A 15,997-nucleotide genomic window follows, 5' to 3' on the forward strand; every position below is an offset into this window, starting at 1 on the left:
CCGGGCCGCGGCATCCGGTCAGCTCGTGCGCGGGGCGAGCCAGCGGTGCAGCGAGCGGGTCACGAACGGCAGCACCCAGTACGTCATGATCGGCGTCAGCACGAGCGTGGTCGCCAGCACGCGGAGCCAGAGCGGCAGGTCGCCCCAGCCGGGCACGGGCGCGACGAGGTAGCCGAACACGAGGTTCACCGGGAAGAACCCGAGCCAGATGGTCACCGCCTGCTTCCAGCGCGGCGGTGCGGGCGGCAGGTCTTCGAGGTCGGAGGTCGCCGACGGGTCGATGACCGGGATCGACCCGGTCGGCGGCTCGTCGAACCAGCCCTCGATGCCGGTGCGGCGACGGGACCGCTCCGACCGCACGAGGCCCTCGCCGGTGGCGAGCCACTCGGCGCGCTCGGCGGAGTGCTCCCAAGCATCGAGGGTCGCCTCGCTCGAGAACCGGTAGAGCATGTGCCAGACGTTCGCGTCTTCGCCGGCGCGCACCCAGCCGGAACCGAGGAAGCCGGGGTAGCGGTTCGCCCGGTTGATGCCGGCCTGCACCCAGGCGGTCACCTCGGGGATGCGTTCGGGGTCCACCTCTCGACGGATCGAGACGGTGACGGGGTCGTTCGCGGTCATGGGTCGGGGCCTCTCGTTGCCCGCGGGGGTGGTGCGGGGATCGGAGCGAAGAAACGCCGCGAGGGCCCTCGGTGTTCCGTGGGCCCCCTCGGCCTGCACCAGTGTAGGCATCCCGCGTTACCCGAGTGTTTCAGGTCGATAGGCTGCGCGGGTGAGCGACTTTCAGGTTCTGGACATCGGCGGCCTCGACGCATGGCGATCGCATTTCGGCGGATTCCGCCCCGACAGCTCCCGTGACGGGCGGCGCGTCGTCGACCACGAGCTGACGATGCAGTACCTCGGCATGACGGCGAACGCGCTGCAACCGGGGGAGGAAGCCGGCTACTGGCACCGCCACGCGAAGGTCGAGGAGCTCTACGTGTTCCTCGAGGGCCGCGGGCAGATGGGCCTCGACGACGAGGTCCTCGACGTCGGGCCCGGAACGGTCGTGCGCGTCGGGCAGGGCGTGTGGCGCACGTGGCGCGCCACGCCGGGCGGCACCGGCGAGCTGCGGTGGCTGTGCATCCGCGCCGGCGGCACCGAGCTGCCGCACTTCCCCGATGACTCCGAGCGCGGCGGCGACCGGCCGATGCCCTGGTGACGACGCGGGCACGTGGCGCGGTGGCCGACGCCTAGGTCTGGATGACCGCGACCGGTTCGGTCGTCGGCTGCGGGGAACCGCCCGCGGGCTCGACCGTGATGCCGACGGCGACGCCGGGAGCGAAGTCACCCTCGAGGATGCGCCACGCCTCGTCGCTGCCGGCGACGTCGAACGTGCCGGCCGAGCTCGCGCCGGCCTCGTCGATGTACCAGAGTTCGTAGGTCTGCTCATCGCCGAGCTCGGAGAGACCGTCGGCGAGGATCGCGCTGCGACCCTGCTCGACCGAGGACACGAGCGTCACCTCGCCGCCGCCGGCGACCGGTGTCGTGGTCTGCTGCGCATCGGATGCCGCGGCCAGTGCCGCCATCTCGCGCTGCGCGGCCCAGCCGTTCGGGCCGAACCAGTTGGCGCCGATGAAGGCCCCCGCGATGAGCAGCACGGCGGCGGCGGCCGACGACCAGGCGATCGCGAGGCGTCGGCGCCTGCGGCGCGCGGCGAGGTCGGCCACCGGTGCGGCCTGAACCTCGGATGCCTGGGCGGCTTCGGGCGCCTCGGATGTCGCGGGCGCGACGGGTGCGTCCGACACGGGCGCGACGGGCGCGGGTTCCGCAGGAGCCGAGTCGATCGCCTCGACGGGCGCCGCGGCATCCGCTCGCCGTTCCTGGGGTGCCGAGTCGAGCCGGTCGAACAGGCTCGCCTTGAGCGAGGCCGGCGGCGAGACGGGTTCGACCGCGTCGCCGAGGCCCGACGCGACCTCGCGGAACGCGGCGACCTCGGCCTGCAGCTCGGGGGAGGCGGCGAGGGCGCGCTCGAACCTGGCGCGGTCGAACTCGTCGAGGGCGTCGAGCGCGTACGCCGGCGCGAGGTCGCGCACGTCGTCGCCCGCGTCATCCGCTCGGTTCATGTCGTCACCCCCAGGGCCTCTCGCAATCGGATCATGCCATCTCGAAGCCGGGTCTTCACCGTGCCCAGCGGTACGTCGAGTCTCGTCGCGATCTCGGACTGCGTGCAGCCCCCGTAGTAGGCGAGCGAGATGCACTCGCGTTGCGCGGGGCTGAGCGTGGTCAGCGCCCCGGCGACCTTCTCGTGCTCGATCGCGATCTCGGCCGCCTCGGCGACCTCGTCGACCGGAACCTCGAGATCGCGGATGCCGGCCTTCAGGTCGCGTTCGCGCGAGGACTGCGACGCCCGCACGCGGTCGACCGCCCGTCGGTGCGCGAGCGTGAGCAGCCACGGGATCGCCGAGCCGCGCTCGGGATCGAACCTGGCGGCCGTCTGCCATGCCTCGAGGAACACGTCCTGCGTCACCTCCTCGGCCTGCGCCGCGTCGACGAGCAGGCGGCGCACGAGGCCGAAGACCCGGGCCGAGGTCGCGTCGTAGAGCTCACCGAACGCCTCGCGGTCGCCGGCCGCGGTGGCCACGAGGAGGTCTTCGAGCGCGCGAGGGGGTTCCTCGGGCTGCTCAGCGACGTCGACCACGGGATCCAGCATGTCAGAGCGTGGGCGTGCCGACCGCCCCTTGCGCGTCGGCGCGGGTCGTGAGAGAAGGGCATGATGGGTCATCCGTCGGGCTCGGAGATCTGGAGGTGCCGGTCGGTACCCGAACCGGCACGTCTGCGGGGAGCGGTGGTCACCGGGGCACCTCGTTTCGCGTTTCATCGGGTATTCGGAGCCGACGCCCGATCCGATTGGGTGGCGTGCCCGAAACGAGCCGATTCCAGATCCGTCCAATCCGATCGCCGACCTCCTCCGAACCCCTCCTGTCGACCCGCTCAGGGCCGGCCCCTACGAAGGAGGAGATCCGATGCGATCGATCCGCAGCACCCGTACCGCACTCGCCGTGTTCTCGATCACGGCCGTCGCCATGCTCGGCCTGGCCGGCTGCAGCACCGGCGGCAGCAGCTCGTCGGAGTCCGAGGAGCCCACGACATCCGAGGAGTCCATGGCGCCCACCGAAGAGGCCATGGATCCCGCCGCCGACCTCGTCGGCCCCGGTTGCGCCGCCTACGCGGAGGCCGTGCCGGATGGCGCAGGCTCCGTCGCCGGCATGTCCGAGGACCCGGTCGCCGTCGCGGCATCCAACAACCCGATGCTGACCACGCTTACCGCGGCCGTCTCGGGTGAGCTGAACCCCGACGTGAACCTGGTCGACACGCTGAACGGCGACGAGTTCACCGTCTTCGCGCCCGTCGACGACGCGTTCGCGAAGATCGACCCCGCCACGATCGAGTCGCTCAAGACCGACTCCGAGACCCTGACGTCGATCCTGACGTACCACGTGGTGCCCGGCCAGCTCTCGCCTGACGAGGTCGTCGGAACGCAGACGACCGTGCAGGGCGGCACCGTCGAGGTGACCGGTTCGGGCGACGACCTCATGGTCAACGACGCGAAGGTCATCTGCGGCGGCGTGCACACCGCGAACGCGACCGTGTACCTCATCGACACGGTGCTGATGCCGACGATGTAGTCCGACCGATGGCGGGGCGCCGCGCCGAACCGGCCGGCGCCCCAACTGACCCCGTCTCCGCTGCGCGCCGGCGACGCGCGTGGCGGAGGCGGACCTCAGACAGCCCCGGGATCCCGAACCCGGGGCCGTCGCCCTGTGGGAGAGTGATCTCGACGAAGCGCGGGAAGGCGCCCTACACGAAGTCCTGCACGTTGCCCGGCGGCTTGAGCTCCACGGCGGCGCGCACGTCGGCGGCGCGCTGCTCGTGGTTCTTGCGGATCATCCGGTCGTCGCGGAGGGGGAGCTGCAGCTTCTCCTCGGCGGGAATGCCGGATCGGAGCTGGCGCACGCGCTCGACCTCGGTGTCGAGCACGGCGCCGAGCACGATCGCGAAGTTCGACAGCCAGACCCAGAGCAGGAACGCCACCGCGCTGCCGAGCACGCCGTAGTTGCGCTCGTACGTACCGAGGCCCACCGCATACCAGCCGAACAGCAGGGTCGCGATCGCCCAGGCGAGCACGGCGGACGCCGCACCGACGCTCAGCCAGCGGAAGTTGCGTCGGCGAACGTTCGGCGTGGCCCAGTAGAGCAGCGCGATCGTGGCGGCCATCAATGCGATGGCGAGCGGGACCTTCGCGAGGTCCCACCAGAACACGATGCCCTCGTCGAGGCCGAGCGTGCGTGCCGCGGCATCCGCGACGGCTCCGCTGAGGAGCAGGATCAGGGCCAGCGCGGCGACGAGCACGAGCACGAGCACCGCGGTGAGCAGCATGAGCGGGCGCGACTCCCAGAAGGGCCGGCCCTCCTCGACGTGCAGGATGCGGTTCATGCCGCGCCCGAAGACGCCGAGGTAGCCCGACACGGACCAGAGCGCGCCGGCCGAGCCGACGATGATCGCGAACCACTGGTGCGACGCGTTCAGGAGCTGCTCGACCGGCTCGGTCAGCGCGGTGGCGATCGCGTCGCCGCCGAGGTCGGCGATCACGTCGAGCACCGCGCGGGTGACCTCCTCCGCCGTGCCGAACACGCCGAGGATCGCGAGCGCCGCGAGCGCCGCGGGGAACACCGTCAGCACGGCGTAGTACGTCAGCGCCGCCGCGACGTCGTACGACTGGGTGATGCGGAACTCGTGCCAGGTCCGGACCCCGATGAGCCGCCACTCGTGCCGCGAGATGCGGATCGGGGAGTCCTGGTGGGTCATCTGCGCCTTCCGCGATCAGCCGAGCTGCGCGTGCAGGAATGCCGCCACGCGCACCCTCATCGTCTCATCGAGGATGCCGATCGAGTGCTCGGCGCCGGTGCTCACCGCGAGTTCGGCGGAGACGCCGGCCTCGGTCAGGCTCGAGACGAAGCGCTGCGACTGGTCGAGCGGGATCACCTCGGCGTCGGCGTGGCCCACGAAGAAGGGCGGGTCGCTCCGGTCGATGTACGTCGAGGGGGACGCCTCCGCCGCCTGCGGGCACGCGTCGTCGTCGGCGCCCGAGCCGCAGCCGAGGTATTCGGCGACGATGCCCTGCAACCACGGCGAGGCGCCGTCGCCCGCGAGCTCGGCCGTCGTCAGGTCGACCGGACCCGAGATCTCGGCGACCGCCGCCACGCGCGAACCCGTGTCGAGCGGGCCCTCGCCGCGCGTGCCGAGCAGGGCGGCGAGGTTGCCGCCGGCCGAGCCGCCGAATACGCCGATGCGCGACGGGTCGAGGTCGAACCGCTCGAGCTGCTCGGGGTCGCGCAGCCATTCCACCGCGAGGGCCACGTCGTCGATCGCCGCCGGGAAGTGCACGTCGGGCACGAGACGGTAGTTGACGGATGCCGCGACGAAGCCCTCGCTCGCGAGCCAGAGGCAGACGTTGCGCCAATCGGCGTTCGCCTTGTCGCCGCGCGCCCAGCTGCCCCCGTGGATCGAGACGACCGCGGGCAGCAGGCCCTCGTCGTCGGCCGCGAACGCGGCGGCTGCCGCGGACGGACGGCAGATGTCCAGCGTCAGCACGGTGCCGTCGTCCTGCACGGCGTACTCGAGGTCCTCGTCGACGCGGATGCCGCTCGGGGCGTCGAACGTGCGGATGCCGACCTGCGCGATGGTGCCGGAGAGCTCGCTCGCGGCATCCGCCCCACGCGGGTCGATCTCGCGCAGTTCGCGGTGGAATCCGGAGAGCGCGGCCACGCCGACGACCGCCACGAGGGCGGCTGCGGCGGCCACCAGGATGCGTCGTGCGCGCCTGCGAGGACCGCCTGCGGTTCGGGTCGAGGTCACGGCGGGCTCCGGTCAGGGGTGGAGTGATGCTACCCCGCGCGCGGCCTGCGGCCGAATCGAAGCCGAGCGCGCCTCAGGATCCGCGGGAGGTCGGGGTTCGGACAGGGCTCGGATGGTGGCGCGCGGCAGCGGGTTCCGGCCGCTGCTCGGCGGTTTCCCAGCGGTATCCGCTACGCTGGAACCGTCGGTTCTGGACACCGCGCATGTCGCGCGGATGGGTTTGTGAGTCCAGGGGCCGGTTTCGGGGCAGTCGCCCTCGAATAGTCACCGTATGTGAACGGCCCCGGTCGACGATGTTCCGGGTTCTCAGCGCGCCGCCCCGCGGCGGATCTGCCATGTACTTGAAGGAACCCAGAAAGCATCGCCATGCCCAAGAACAAGAAGCCCGCCGGCGGACGCCCCGCCAAGAACTTCGACCCCTCGTACGCGAGCGGCGGAAAGGGCCGCCCGGCACGCGCCGGCGGCACCAAGCCCGGCTCGCGCAGCGCCGGACACCGCGGCTACCGCCCCGAAGAGGCCGACGCCCCCCGCGCCAAGGACCGCTGGTCGCGCGACGAGCGCGTCGCCACCGGCCGGAGCCCGCACCGCGCCGACCGTGACGGTCGCGACGCCGGCGCCACCCGTGCGCCCCGCGAGGGCGACCGCAACGACCGCCCGGCGCGTTCGTTCGACCGTGACGACCGTGCTCCCCGCTCGTTCGACCGGAATGACCGCAACGACCGCCCGGCGCGTTCGTTCGACCGCGATGACCGTGCTCCCCGCTCGTTCGACCGGAATGACCGCAACGACCGTCCCGCGCGCTCGTTCGACCGCAACGACCGCCCGGCGCGTTCGTTCGACCGCGATGACCGTGCTCCCCGTCGCGACTCCGACCGCAACGACCGCCCGGCTCGTTCGTTCGACCGGAACGACCGCACTGACCGTCCGGCGCGTTCGTTCGACCGTGATGACCGTGCTCCCCGTCGCGACTCCGACCGCAACGACCGTCCGGCTCGTTCGTTCGACCGCAACGACCGTCCGTCGCGCTCGTTCGACCGCGACGAGCGTGCTCCCCGTCGCGACTTCGATCGCAACGACCGCCCTGCGCGTTCGTTCGACCGCAACGACCGTGCCGAGCGGCCTGCACGTCGCGACGTCGACCGCGCCGGGTTCCAGGACTCCGAGCGTCGTCCGTCGAGCTTCTACCCGGCCAAGGACGCCGGCAGCCGCTTCACCCCGAACGACGACGTCGTGCTCGAGCGCCTCGAGGCGGAGGCCATCCAGGCCGGTGACGTCGACGGCGTGACCTTCGGCGACCTCGGCCTCGGCCAGAACGTCGTGCGCGCGCTCGCCGAGCTCGGCGCTGCGGCGCCGTTCCCGATCCAGGCCGCGACGATCCCCGTCGTGCTCGAGGGTCGCGACGTGCTCGGCCGCGGCAAGACCGGTTCGGGCAAGACCATCGCCTTCGGCGCACCGACGGTCGAGCGCCTCATGACGCTCTGGGCCCAGAGCGGCAAGGCCGGCGGCAAGCGCCAGATGGGCCGCAAGCCCCGCGCGCTCATCCTCGCGCCGACCCGTGAGCTCGCCCTGCAGATCGACCGCACCGTGCAGCCCATCGCGCAGAGCGTCGGCCTCTTCACCACGCAGATCTACGGCGGCGTGCCCCAGGGCCGCCAGGTCGGCGCGCTGCAGCGCGGCGTCGACATCGTGATCGGCACGCCCGGCCGCATCGAGGACCTCATCGAACAGGGCCGCCTCGACCTCAGCGAGATCGCCATCACGGTGCTCGACGAGGCCGACCACATGTGCGACCTCGGGTTCCTCGAGCCCGTGCAGCGCATCCTCCGCCGCACCGCGAAGGGCAGCCAGAAGCTCCTCTTCTCGGCCACGCTCGACCAGGGCGTCGCGACGCTCGTCGACGAGTTCCTCGTCGACCCGGCCGTGCACGAGGTCGCCGGCGAAGACCAGGCCTCCTCGACGATCGAGCACCGCGTGTTCGTGATCGAGAACCGTGAGAAGCGCGACATCGTCGCCCAGCTCGCGAACCGCAAGGGCAAGACCCTCGTCTTCAGCCGCACGCGTGCGTTCGCCGAGGACCTCACCGATCACCTCGAGGACTACGGCATCCGCGCCGTGGCGCTGCACGGCGACCTCAACCAGTCGCGCCGCACGCGCAACCTGCAGCAGCTCACCTCCGGCAAGGTCGACGTGCTCGTGGCGACGGATGTCGCGGCACGCGGCATCCACGTCGACGACATCGACCTCGTGATCCAGGCCGACGCGCCCGACGAGTACAAGACGTACCTGCACCGCGCCGGCCGCACCGGTCGTGCCGGCAAGGAGGGCCGCGTGGTCACCCTGATCCCGCGCAACCGCCAGCGTCGCATGACCGACCTGCTCGACCGCGCCGAGATCGACGCGCCGTTCGAGTTCCTCGCGTTCGGCGAGGAGGCGTTCCCCGAGGACGCGCCCGGCTACCGGGCCGAGGCCGTCGAGACCGTCGAGGTCGAGGATGCCGCGCCCGCCGCCGATGACGCGCCCGCCGCGTCCGGCCAGGAGCAGCCCGACACGGCCGACACCCCCGACGTGCTCGAGGAGGCCGACGAGTCGATCGAATCCGACGACGAGCAGGCGGCAGCCGAGGCATCCGCCGCCGACGAGAAGTCGGCCGTCTGAGGCATCCGCCCTCCGCAGTGAGCACAGGCCCCCGTCCGATTCGGACGGGGGCCTGTTCCCTGCCCGGCGCGCGCCGCTAGCATGAGCGCGACACGCCCCGTCGCCGTGCTCCCACGGTCGAGTCCGGGAGCGAGACGTGGAGGGGCACGACATGGTCGACGACGGCAACCCGCAGCAGACGCCTTCCGAACCGCCGACGCCGCCGGATCCGGCCGCGAGCGCTCCGACGCCCACGGGGGCGGATGCCGCGCCGGCGACGGGGGCGGCCACGACCGTGACATCGACCGACACGGGTCCGTCGGCGCCGGACACCGGGAAGAAGCCCGCAGGCGTGAGCGCGGCGACGCTCATCTGGGTCGGGATCGGCGTGGTGCTCCTCTCGTTCGTCGCCGCGTTCCTCGGCTCACTGCTCGCGAGCTCCGCAAGCACGGAGGCGGCCGCGCCGACGCCGACCCCGGTCGTGGTCGACGACGCGGCGTACGAGGAAGCCCTCGAGGAGATCCTCCCTGCCGGTTCCGCCGTCCGCGCGGGCACCGGGGCGCCCGAGGCGGGCAAGGGCTACGAGGGGGACGTCTACATCGACATCTCCAACTCCGACGTCCACCTGTTCCAGGACGGGGACTGGACGCTGGTGGGGAACATCCGCGCCTCCGCCGCCGAGAACCTCACCGGCGCGACGGGTGCGCAGGGCGAGACAGGGGCGACGGGGGAGACCGGCGCGACCGGCGACACCGGCGACACCGGCGCGACCGGCGAGGCCGGCGCACCGGGCACGCAGGTCCTGCTCGGCGTCGGCGAACCCGAAGCGCCGACCTGCACCGCCGACGGTGTCGGCGACATCTACATCGACACGACGACGGTGGCGTTCTACCAGTGCGCCGTGCCCGCAGCCGAGCCCGGCGGCGACCCCGTGTGGGTGCTGTTCGGTCCGCCGCCGGCCGAGCCCACGGACGCGGCCGGGGAGTGATCCGCCCGCGGCACTGACCGTGCCCGCGTCCGAATGGACGCGGGCACGGTCGATTTCGCACGGCGGATCGGGCGGCTCACGGCACCGGGGCGCGGCGCGCCACTGGCCGGCCCGGCGGGCGCGCCGGAGCCGCTGACCGGAGTCCGCCCCCGCTCTGCGTGACGGGGATCGGCCCGGCGACCCATCGACGGAGGTCCATCGGACGCCCGGACGCGCTGGGAGCGCGCACGGTGGACCACTCGCCGACTCTGCAACGTTTACTTCAACCGACATCCGAAAATCACTCGACAATGACCGTCGGTCTTCGATATGTTGACGTCAACATCTGAATGTTGACGTCAACATTCCTGATCGGAAGAGACAACGGTGTCCACTCAACACACACGCCCGCGCGTCATCCCTGCCGCCATCGCCGCCGCAGCCGTCGTAGCGGGTTCGCTGCAGTTCATGCCGCTCGCCGCCGCCGCCGCCGAGGCCGACGTCGTGCTCACCCCGAACCCGGCCGTCACCGGTCCGGCGTTCGAGGGCTGGGGAACCAGCCTGGTCTGGATGGCCAATGCCACCGGCGACTACCCCGAATCGCTCCGAACCGACCTGATCGACTCGGTGTTCGGCGACGAGGGGATGAATCTCAACATCGCCCGCTACAACATCGGCGGCGGAAACGCCTCCGATGTGACCGACTACCTGCGGCCCGGAGGCGCCGTGCCCGGGTGGTGGAACGCCGACGCCCCGCTGTCCGACGCGCAGGGCGAGATCACGTCGAATCATGCCGACCGGGACCGGTACCTCGCCGCATGGACCGGCGACGCGGCATCCGACTACGACTTCGACGCCGATGCCGCGCAGCTCGCCTGGGTCGACCAGATCAAGGACCGCGTCACCAAGTGGGAGGCGTTCAGCAACTCGCCGCCCTACTTCATGACCGAGAGCGGCTATGTCAGCGGCGGCTTCGACGCGAACGCCGAGCAGATCAAGCCCGCGGCCGTCGAGAAGTTCGCCACCTACCTCACGACGGTCGCCGAGCACGTCGAGGACGCCCACGGCATCGAGTTCGACACGATCGATCCCCTCAACGAGCCGAACACGAACTACTGGGGCACGACGCTCGGCGCCGGTGGCGCGCCGACCGGCGGACGCCAGGAGGGCGCGCATGTCGGGCCCGCGATGCAGTCGCAGGTGCTGACCGCGCTCGACGCGGAGCTCGCCGACGGCGCCTCGACCGGCGCCGGCGTCTCGGGACCAGACGAGACCAACCCGGGGCGGTTCGTCACCGACTGGGACGGCTGGACGCCAGAGGCGAAGCAGGCCGCCGACCAGCTCAACGTGCACACCTACGGCACGGACGACCGCCTGCGCGTGCGCGACATCGCCAAGGCGGCCGACAAGCCGCTCTGGATGAGCGAGGTCGAGGGCAACTGGGGCGGCAACTCCTGGAACCCCGCCTCGATCGAGAACGGACTCGGCATCGCCCAGCACATCACCGGCGACCTGCGGGAGCTCGACCCGTCGGCCTGGGTGCTCTGGCAGCCCGTCGAGGACCTCTACAACATGCAGAAGCAGGAGAAGCTCAACTGGGGCTCGGTCTTCATCGACTTCGACTGCAACGCCGATGGGAACTCCGAGCGACGCCTCGCCGACGGCGACGCAGACCCGTCGTGCAAGGTCGTGACGAACTCCAAGTTCGACGCGATCCGCAACTTCACGCACTACATCGAGCCCGGCGACCGCATCGTTCCCACGAACGACGCGCAGACGACGTCGGCCGTGAAGGGCGACGGCTCGGGGGCCGTGCTCGTGCACACGAACACCTCGGGCGACGAGCAGACCGTGCGCGTCGACCTCTCGCAGTTCGGCGAGCTCGCGGCCGGCGCGACCGTGACGCCGATCATCACGACGGAGTCGCCGGCCGGCGACCCTTCGGCGAACGCACTCGTCGAGGGCGCCCCCGTCGCCGTCGACCACGCCACGGGATCCGCCGACCTCACGGTGCCCGCGAAGTCGATCACGACGTTCGTGGTGACCGGGGCCTCCGGCGCCGCGGCCGACGCGTCCGCCGTCCGCGACGGCGAGACCTTCCGCCTCGTGGGCGTGCAGAGCAGCAAGCCGCTCGCCGCGACATCCGGAAGCCCGGCCACCGTGCTCGGCGATGCGGCGGCAGCGGATGCCGACGCCACCCAGCTCTGGACCGCCACGCGCCTGAGCGAGGGCGACGGCACCACGAGCGACCGGTTCGCGCTGCGACTGGCCGACGGCCGGACGCTCGCGGCCAACTCGAGCGGCACCGAGCTGCGCACGCTGACCGACGAGGAGGCGCGAGCGGATGCCTCGGCGCAGTGGGTCGCGAACACCACCGACGGCACCACCTTCACCCTGCTGAACCCGGCGCGCGAGCGCGTGCTCGACGTCGCCGGACAGTCGACGGCGGCCGGGGCATCCGTCGGCCTCTGGACCTCGAACGGCGGCGGCAACCAGCGGTTCACGATCGTCGAGCCCGAGGGGCCGGTCGGGCCGACCTCCACGAGCTTCCGACCAGGGCAGGAGTGGCTCGACACGAACGGCAACGTGATCCAGGCGCACGGCGGCCAGGTCGTGCCGTCGACCGACGACGAGGGCGAGACGATCTACTACCTCTACGGCGAGGACCGCACGAACGGGTACCACTCCGCGCCCGGCGTGCACGTCTACAGCTCGTACGACCTCTACAACTGGACCGATCAGGGGCTCGCGCTGCGCGCACTGTCGTCGACGGCGCAGTTCGACGAGCCGTACTTCGAGGCGCTCTACGGCGACTACACGCAGGCGCAGAAGGATGCCGTCTACCGCGACCTCGGCACCACGCCGGTGTCGGGTGTGACGCCGCCGATCATCGAGCGGCCGAAGGTGATCTACAACGAGAGCACCGGCAAGTGGGTCATGTGGGCGCACATGGACGGACCGAGCGAGACCTCGACCGCCCAGTACGCGAAGGCCAAGGCGGGCGTGGCGATCGCGGACTCCCCCTTCGGGCCGTTCCGCTACATCGACAGCTCCTACCTGAACTCCTCGCCCGACGGCTGGGACACTCCGGGCATGGCGCGCGACATGAACCTCTTCGTCGACGATGACGGCACCGGGTACATCATCTACTCGAGCGAAGGCAACGGGACGATGTACATCTCGAAGCTGGATGCCGCATACACCGATCTCGCCACGCCGGCCGATGAGGCCGTCGAAGGGGTCGACTTCAACCGGATCTTCGTCGGCTGGTCCCGCGAGGCGCCGGCGATGTTCAAGCACGACGAGCGCTACTTCCTGCTCACCTCCGGGACGAGCGGCTGGTCGCCGAACCCGACGAAGTACGCCTCGGCGACGGACCTCATGGGCGACTGGACCGAGATCGGCGACCCGTTCCCGTGGTGGGCGCAGTCGAACTCGTGGAACACGCAGCCGACCTCGGTGATCCCGGTCGACCGCGAGCACGGCAAGTACATCTACATGGGCGACCGCTGGAACGGCGGCACCGACCTGAAGAACGCGCAGCTGGTCTGGCTGCCGCTGAACATGGGCGAGGGCGGCGACACCCTCTCGGTCGAGGTGTGGGACGAGTGGACCCTCGACGAGCTCGACCAGTGGGCGGCCTGGGAGGTCACGGGCGTGCCGACGAGCATCCCGCTCGGCGAGCCCTTCGACCAGGCGACGGTGACCGTCGAGCAGAACGGCGAATCGACCTCGCAGCGCGTGGTGTGGACCGTGGACGGTTCGCTCGACCTGCCGGGCGCGGTGACCGTGACCGGCACCCTGCCGGACTTCGGCGGCCGTACGTTCACCCGCTCCGTCGCGGTCGTGCCGGAGCACGTGCAGTACGCCGTCAACGCCGGCGGCCAGCGCACCGCCGACTGGACGGCGCTCATCGACACGGCATCCGCCGAGGCATCCGTGCTGAACAGCCGACCCGACCAGAAGTACGGCGTCGACCCCGCATCGCACGCGTCGTGGGGCTACCTCGGCGATGCGAACGCCTCCTCGGGCGACGAGGGCGGCGACATGTTCTCGACGCTCCGGTACGCGACCGGCGGCGCCGACCTCGCCTACCGGTTCGACGGACTCGCGCCCGGAACCTACACGGTGTACGCCGGATACGCCGACCCGTGGGCGCAGTGGGCACCCGATCGCGGCGCCGAGGTCACGGTGAACGGCGTCGTCGTCGAAGCCGACCACGACTACGACGACACGAACCAGACGGCCGCGTACGCCGGCGTCGCGGTCGGCGCCGACGGACGGATCGACGTCTCGTTGAGTCCGACCGGGGGCACCGACGTGCAGGTGAGCTGGCTGATCGTGACGGCGGACGAGCTCGCCACTCCGGCGCTCGACGTCGAGGTGACGGCGAGCACGCGCTGCGTCGCGAAGAAGGCCGTCGTCACCGCCCGGGTGCAGAACACGGCCGACGTGCCCGTCGCGGTGAACCTGGCGTCGGACTTCGGCTCCAAGTCGATCGCGTCGGTCGCGTCGGGCTCGAGCATCACGCACGCGTTCTCCACGCGTACCGCCACGCTCGCCGCCGGGTCGGTCACGGCGACGGTCACGGCCGTCATCGACGGCGCGACGGTCACGCAGGCGGTGGACGCCCCGTACGGGGCCGCGGACTGCCGCTGACGGCCCGGCGCGGCATCCGCCGGTCACCGACCCACCCGCAGACCCACCCGCAGACCCACCCGCAGACCCACCCGCAGACCCACCCGCAGACCCAAGACAGGAAGAGCAGGACATGAAGCACATCAGGAACACGGCGCGCGGTTGCGCGATCGGCCTCGGGGCACTGATGCTCGTGGGCGTCGCCGGCATCGCGGCGGCCGAGGAGAACCACGGCAGCGGCGAGGTCGACGTCCAGGTCGCGATCCCCGCGATCGAGGAACCGGGCGTGCTCGCGATGACCGTCGCGAGCGGCTCCACGGCGCTCGTCGAGGATGGATCGACCGACACCGTGCGGCAGTTCACGGGTGAGCTGCCGACGGTGACGGTCACCGACACCAGGTCCGCCGAGGAGATCCCGGATGACGCGTCCTGGTACGTGATCGGCACGTCGAGCGACTTCGTCGGCGACGCCGGGCAGCCGGTCATCGGGGCCGGCCACCTCGGCTGGGCACCGCACCTCGTCGACGGGGGCGAGTCGGGACTCGTCATGGAGGGCGAGCGGGTCGACACCGTCATGGACGCGTCCGCCGACGACCCGTTCGGCCTCGTCGACCAGGAGCTGCTCGCGATGGCGTGGGACTCCGAGGACGTCGCCGCCGAGGGGCAGTGGACGGCGAACGCCGACCTCTTCCTCCGCACGCCCGCGACGGTGGCGCCGGGCAACTACACCGCGACCGTGACGCTGTCGCTGTTCGAGTAGGCATCGTGCGTCGTTTCCTCCCCCGACGCCCGGCGGTGGCGGTCGCGAGTGTGCTCGTCGTCGCAGGCGCGCTCGCGACCTCGGCGGCCTCGCCGCCGTCCGCGTCGGCGGAGGAGCCGGCGCTCTCGGTGACCTGGTCGGTGTCCCCCGCGGATGCCACCGGGCCCGATGGGCGTTCCCGGGTCGAGCTCGAACTCGACCCGGGAGCGTCCGCCACCGAGCACCTCGCGGTGCACAACCTCGGAGATGAGGAGGTGACGTTCGCGATCACGGCCGCCGACGGCTACCTCACGTCGACCGGCCGTTTCAACATGCTGCCCTCAGGCCAGGAGTCCGTCGGCGCCGGGACCTGGATCTCGGTGGCCGACTCCGTCACCGTGGCGCCGGGTGCGACCTCGATCGTGCCGTTCACGGTCGACGTGCCCGCCGACGCGACGCCCGGTGATCACGCGGCGGGCGTCGCGGCATCCGTCCTGTCGACCTCGACCGGTGACGGAGCCAGGGTCGGCGTCGAGAGCCGCGTCGGATTCCGGGTGATGACCCGCGTGAACGGCGAACTCGCGCCGGCCGTCGCCCTCGCTGCCGAAGGCCGCTACGTCATCTCGTGGAACCCCTTGCAGCCCGGTCGGCTCGAAGTGACGGGCGTCGTCCGGAACACGGGCAACGTGGCGCTCGCCGTCACGGGCTCGGCGGAGTCCGGTGGCGACCGGATCACCGCGACCGGCTTCGCGGCCGACGCATCCGGCGCGGCCGGCCCCGCGAGCGCCGACCTGCTGCCGGGGGAGGAGCGCGCCCTGGCCTTCGCCATCCCCGCCGTCTGGCCGCTGGGTCCCGTGAGCGTTCCGGTCGCCGTCGAGGCCACCGCCGTCGGACCCGACGGAAGCGAGGTCGCGGTGCAGCCCGCCGCCGAGACCGTGGTCGTCTGGGCACTGCCGTTGCCGCAGCTCGTGCTGCTGGTCGCGCTGGCCCTCATCGTGCTCGGGCTCGCGCTCGGCCGTCGCCGACGCGCAGCGACCGTCGGCCGGCTCGTGGCGGACGCCCGCGAGGCCGGTCGCAGGGAAGCCCTCGACGGGGTCTGATCCTCGGCGTTCAGGATCCCCAGT

Annotated in this window: 12 protein-coding genes; 7 read left to right on the forward strand and 5 right to left on the reverse strand. The window is 71.7% G+C overall.

What is annotated here, in order from left to right; all coding sequences use genetic code 11:
- Window positions 1–18: 18 nt before the first annotated feature.
- On the reverse strand, window positions 19–618 hold the full coding sequence (locus tag ABIC29_RS09490; RefSeq protein WP_116084587.1) for an antibiotic biosynthesis monooxygenase: 600 nt from the start codon (window positions 616–618) through the stop codon (window positions 19–21).
- A 151-nt stretch (window positions 619–769) separates the two neighbouring features.
- Between ABIC29_RS09490 and ABIC29_RS09495 the strand changes: the two genes are divergently transcribed.
- Entirely contained in the window at window positions 770–1,198 is a 429-nt protein-coding gene (locus ABIC29_RS09495; protein ID WP_116084584.1) for a cupin domain-containing protein, read from the forward strand.
- 31 nt (window positions 1,199–1,229) lie between these two features.
- Here ABIC29_RS09495 and ABIC29_RS09500 read toward each other — a convergent pair whose 3' ends face one another.
- Both ABIC29_RS09500 and sigK read right to left on the reverse strand, forming a co-directional pair.
- On the reverse strand, window positions 1,230–2,102 hold the full coding sequence (locus ABIC29_RS09500) for an anti-sigma factor (RefSeq protein ID WP_354244773.1): 873 nt from the start codon (window positions 2,100–2,102) through the stop codon (window positions 1,230–1,232).
- The gene (gene sigK / locus ABIC29_RS09505; RefSeq protein WP_116084579.1) at window positions 2,099–2,689 is read right to left on the reverse strand and encodes an ECF RNA polymerase sigma factor SigK; all 591 of its coding nucleotides are present in this window, start codon (window positions 2,687–2,689) and stop codon (window positions 2,099–2,101) included. Before sigK ends, ABIC29_RS09500 begins: the two co-directional genes overlap by 4 nt.
- Window positions 2,690–3,002: 313 nt before the next feature.
- Here sigK and ABIC29_RS09510 point away from each other — a divergent pair, with 313 nt between their 5' ends.
- Window positions 3,003–3,665 carry a fasciclin domain-containing protein gene (locus ABIC29_RS09510; RefSeq protein ID WP_502915471.1) on the forward strand — a complete coding sequence of 221 codons (663 nt, stop codon included), beginning with the start codon at window positions 3,003–3,005 and terminating at the stop codon, window positions 3,663–3,665.
- 172 nt (window positions 3,666–3,837) lie between these two features.
- On the opposite strand, the gene ABIC29_RS09515 is transcribed toward ABIC29_RS09510, so the two are convergent.
- Both ABIC29_RS09515 and ABIC29_RS09520 read right to left on the reverse strand, forming a co-directional pair.
- The gene (locus ABIC29_RS09515) at window positions 3,838–4,845 is read right to left on the reverse strand and encodes a YihY/virulence factor BrkB family protein (RefSeq protein ID WP_354244776.1); all 1,008 of its coding nucleotides are present in this window, start codon (window positions 4,843–4,845) and stop codon (window positions 3,838–3,840) included.
- Between the two features lie 15 nt (window positions 4,846–4,860).
- On the reverse strand, window positions 4,861–5,895 hold the full coding sequence (locus ABIC29_RS09520; RefSeq protein WP_354244779.1) for an alpha/beta hydrolase fold domain-containing protein: 1,035 nt from the start codon (window positions 5,893–5,895) through the stop codon (window positions 4,861–4,863).
- A 366-nt stretch (window positions 5,896–6,261) separates the two neighbouring features.
- Between ABIC29_RS09520 and ABIC29_RS09525 the strand changes: the two genes are divergently transcribed.
- From ABIC29_RS09525 to ABIC29_RS09545, 5 genes are all read left to right on the forward strand, one after another.
- Complete coding sequence (locus tag ABIC29_RS09525; RefSeq protein WP_354244782.1) at window positions 6,262–8,550, forward strand: DEAD/DEAH box helicase; 2,289 nt, start codon at window positions 6,262–6,264, stop codon at window positions 8,548–8,550.
- 136 nt (window positions 8,551–8,686) lie between these two features.
- A complete protein-coding gene (locus ABIC29_RS09530) occupies window positions 8,687–9,517 on the forward strand; it encodes a hypothetical protein (RefSeq protein WP_354244784.1) in 831 nt (276 codons plus the stop codon).
- Between the two features lie 366 nt (window positions 9,518–9,883).
- Window positions 9,884–14,155 (forward strand): family 43 glycosylhydrolase, encoded by a 4,272-nt coding sequence (locus ABIC29_RS09535; RefSeq protein ID WP_354244787.1) that lies wholly within the window; start codon window positions 9,884–9,886, stop codon window positions 14,153–14,155.
- 112 nt (window positions 14,156–14,267) lie between these two features.
- The gene (locus ABIC29_RS09540) at window positions 14,268–14,894 is read left to right on the forward strand and encodes a hypothetical protein (protein ID WP_116084561.1); all 627 of its coding nucleotides are present in this window, start codon (window positions 14,268–14,270) and stop codon (window positions 14,892–14,894) included.
- A 5-nt stretch (window positions 14,895–14,899) separates the two neighbouring features.
- A complete protein-coding gene (locus ABIC29_RS09545) occupies window positions 14,900–15,973 on the forward strand; it encodes a WxL protein peptidoglycan domain-containing protein (RefSeq protein WP_354244791.1) in 1,074 nt (357 codons plus the stop codon).
- Window positions 15,974–15,997: the final 24 nt, after the last annotated feature.

Origin of the sequence: Agromyces sp. PvR057 (genome assembly GCF_040547485.1) — a bacterium.
Classification (GTDB): Bacteria; Actinomycetota; Actinomycetes; order Actinomycetales; family Microbacteriaceae; genus Agromyces.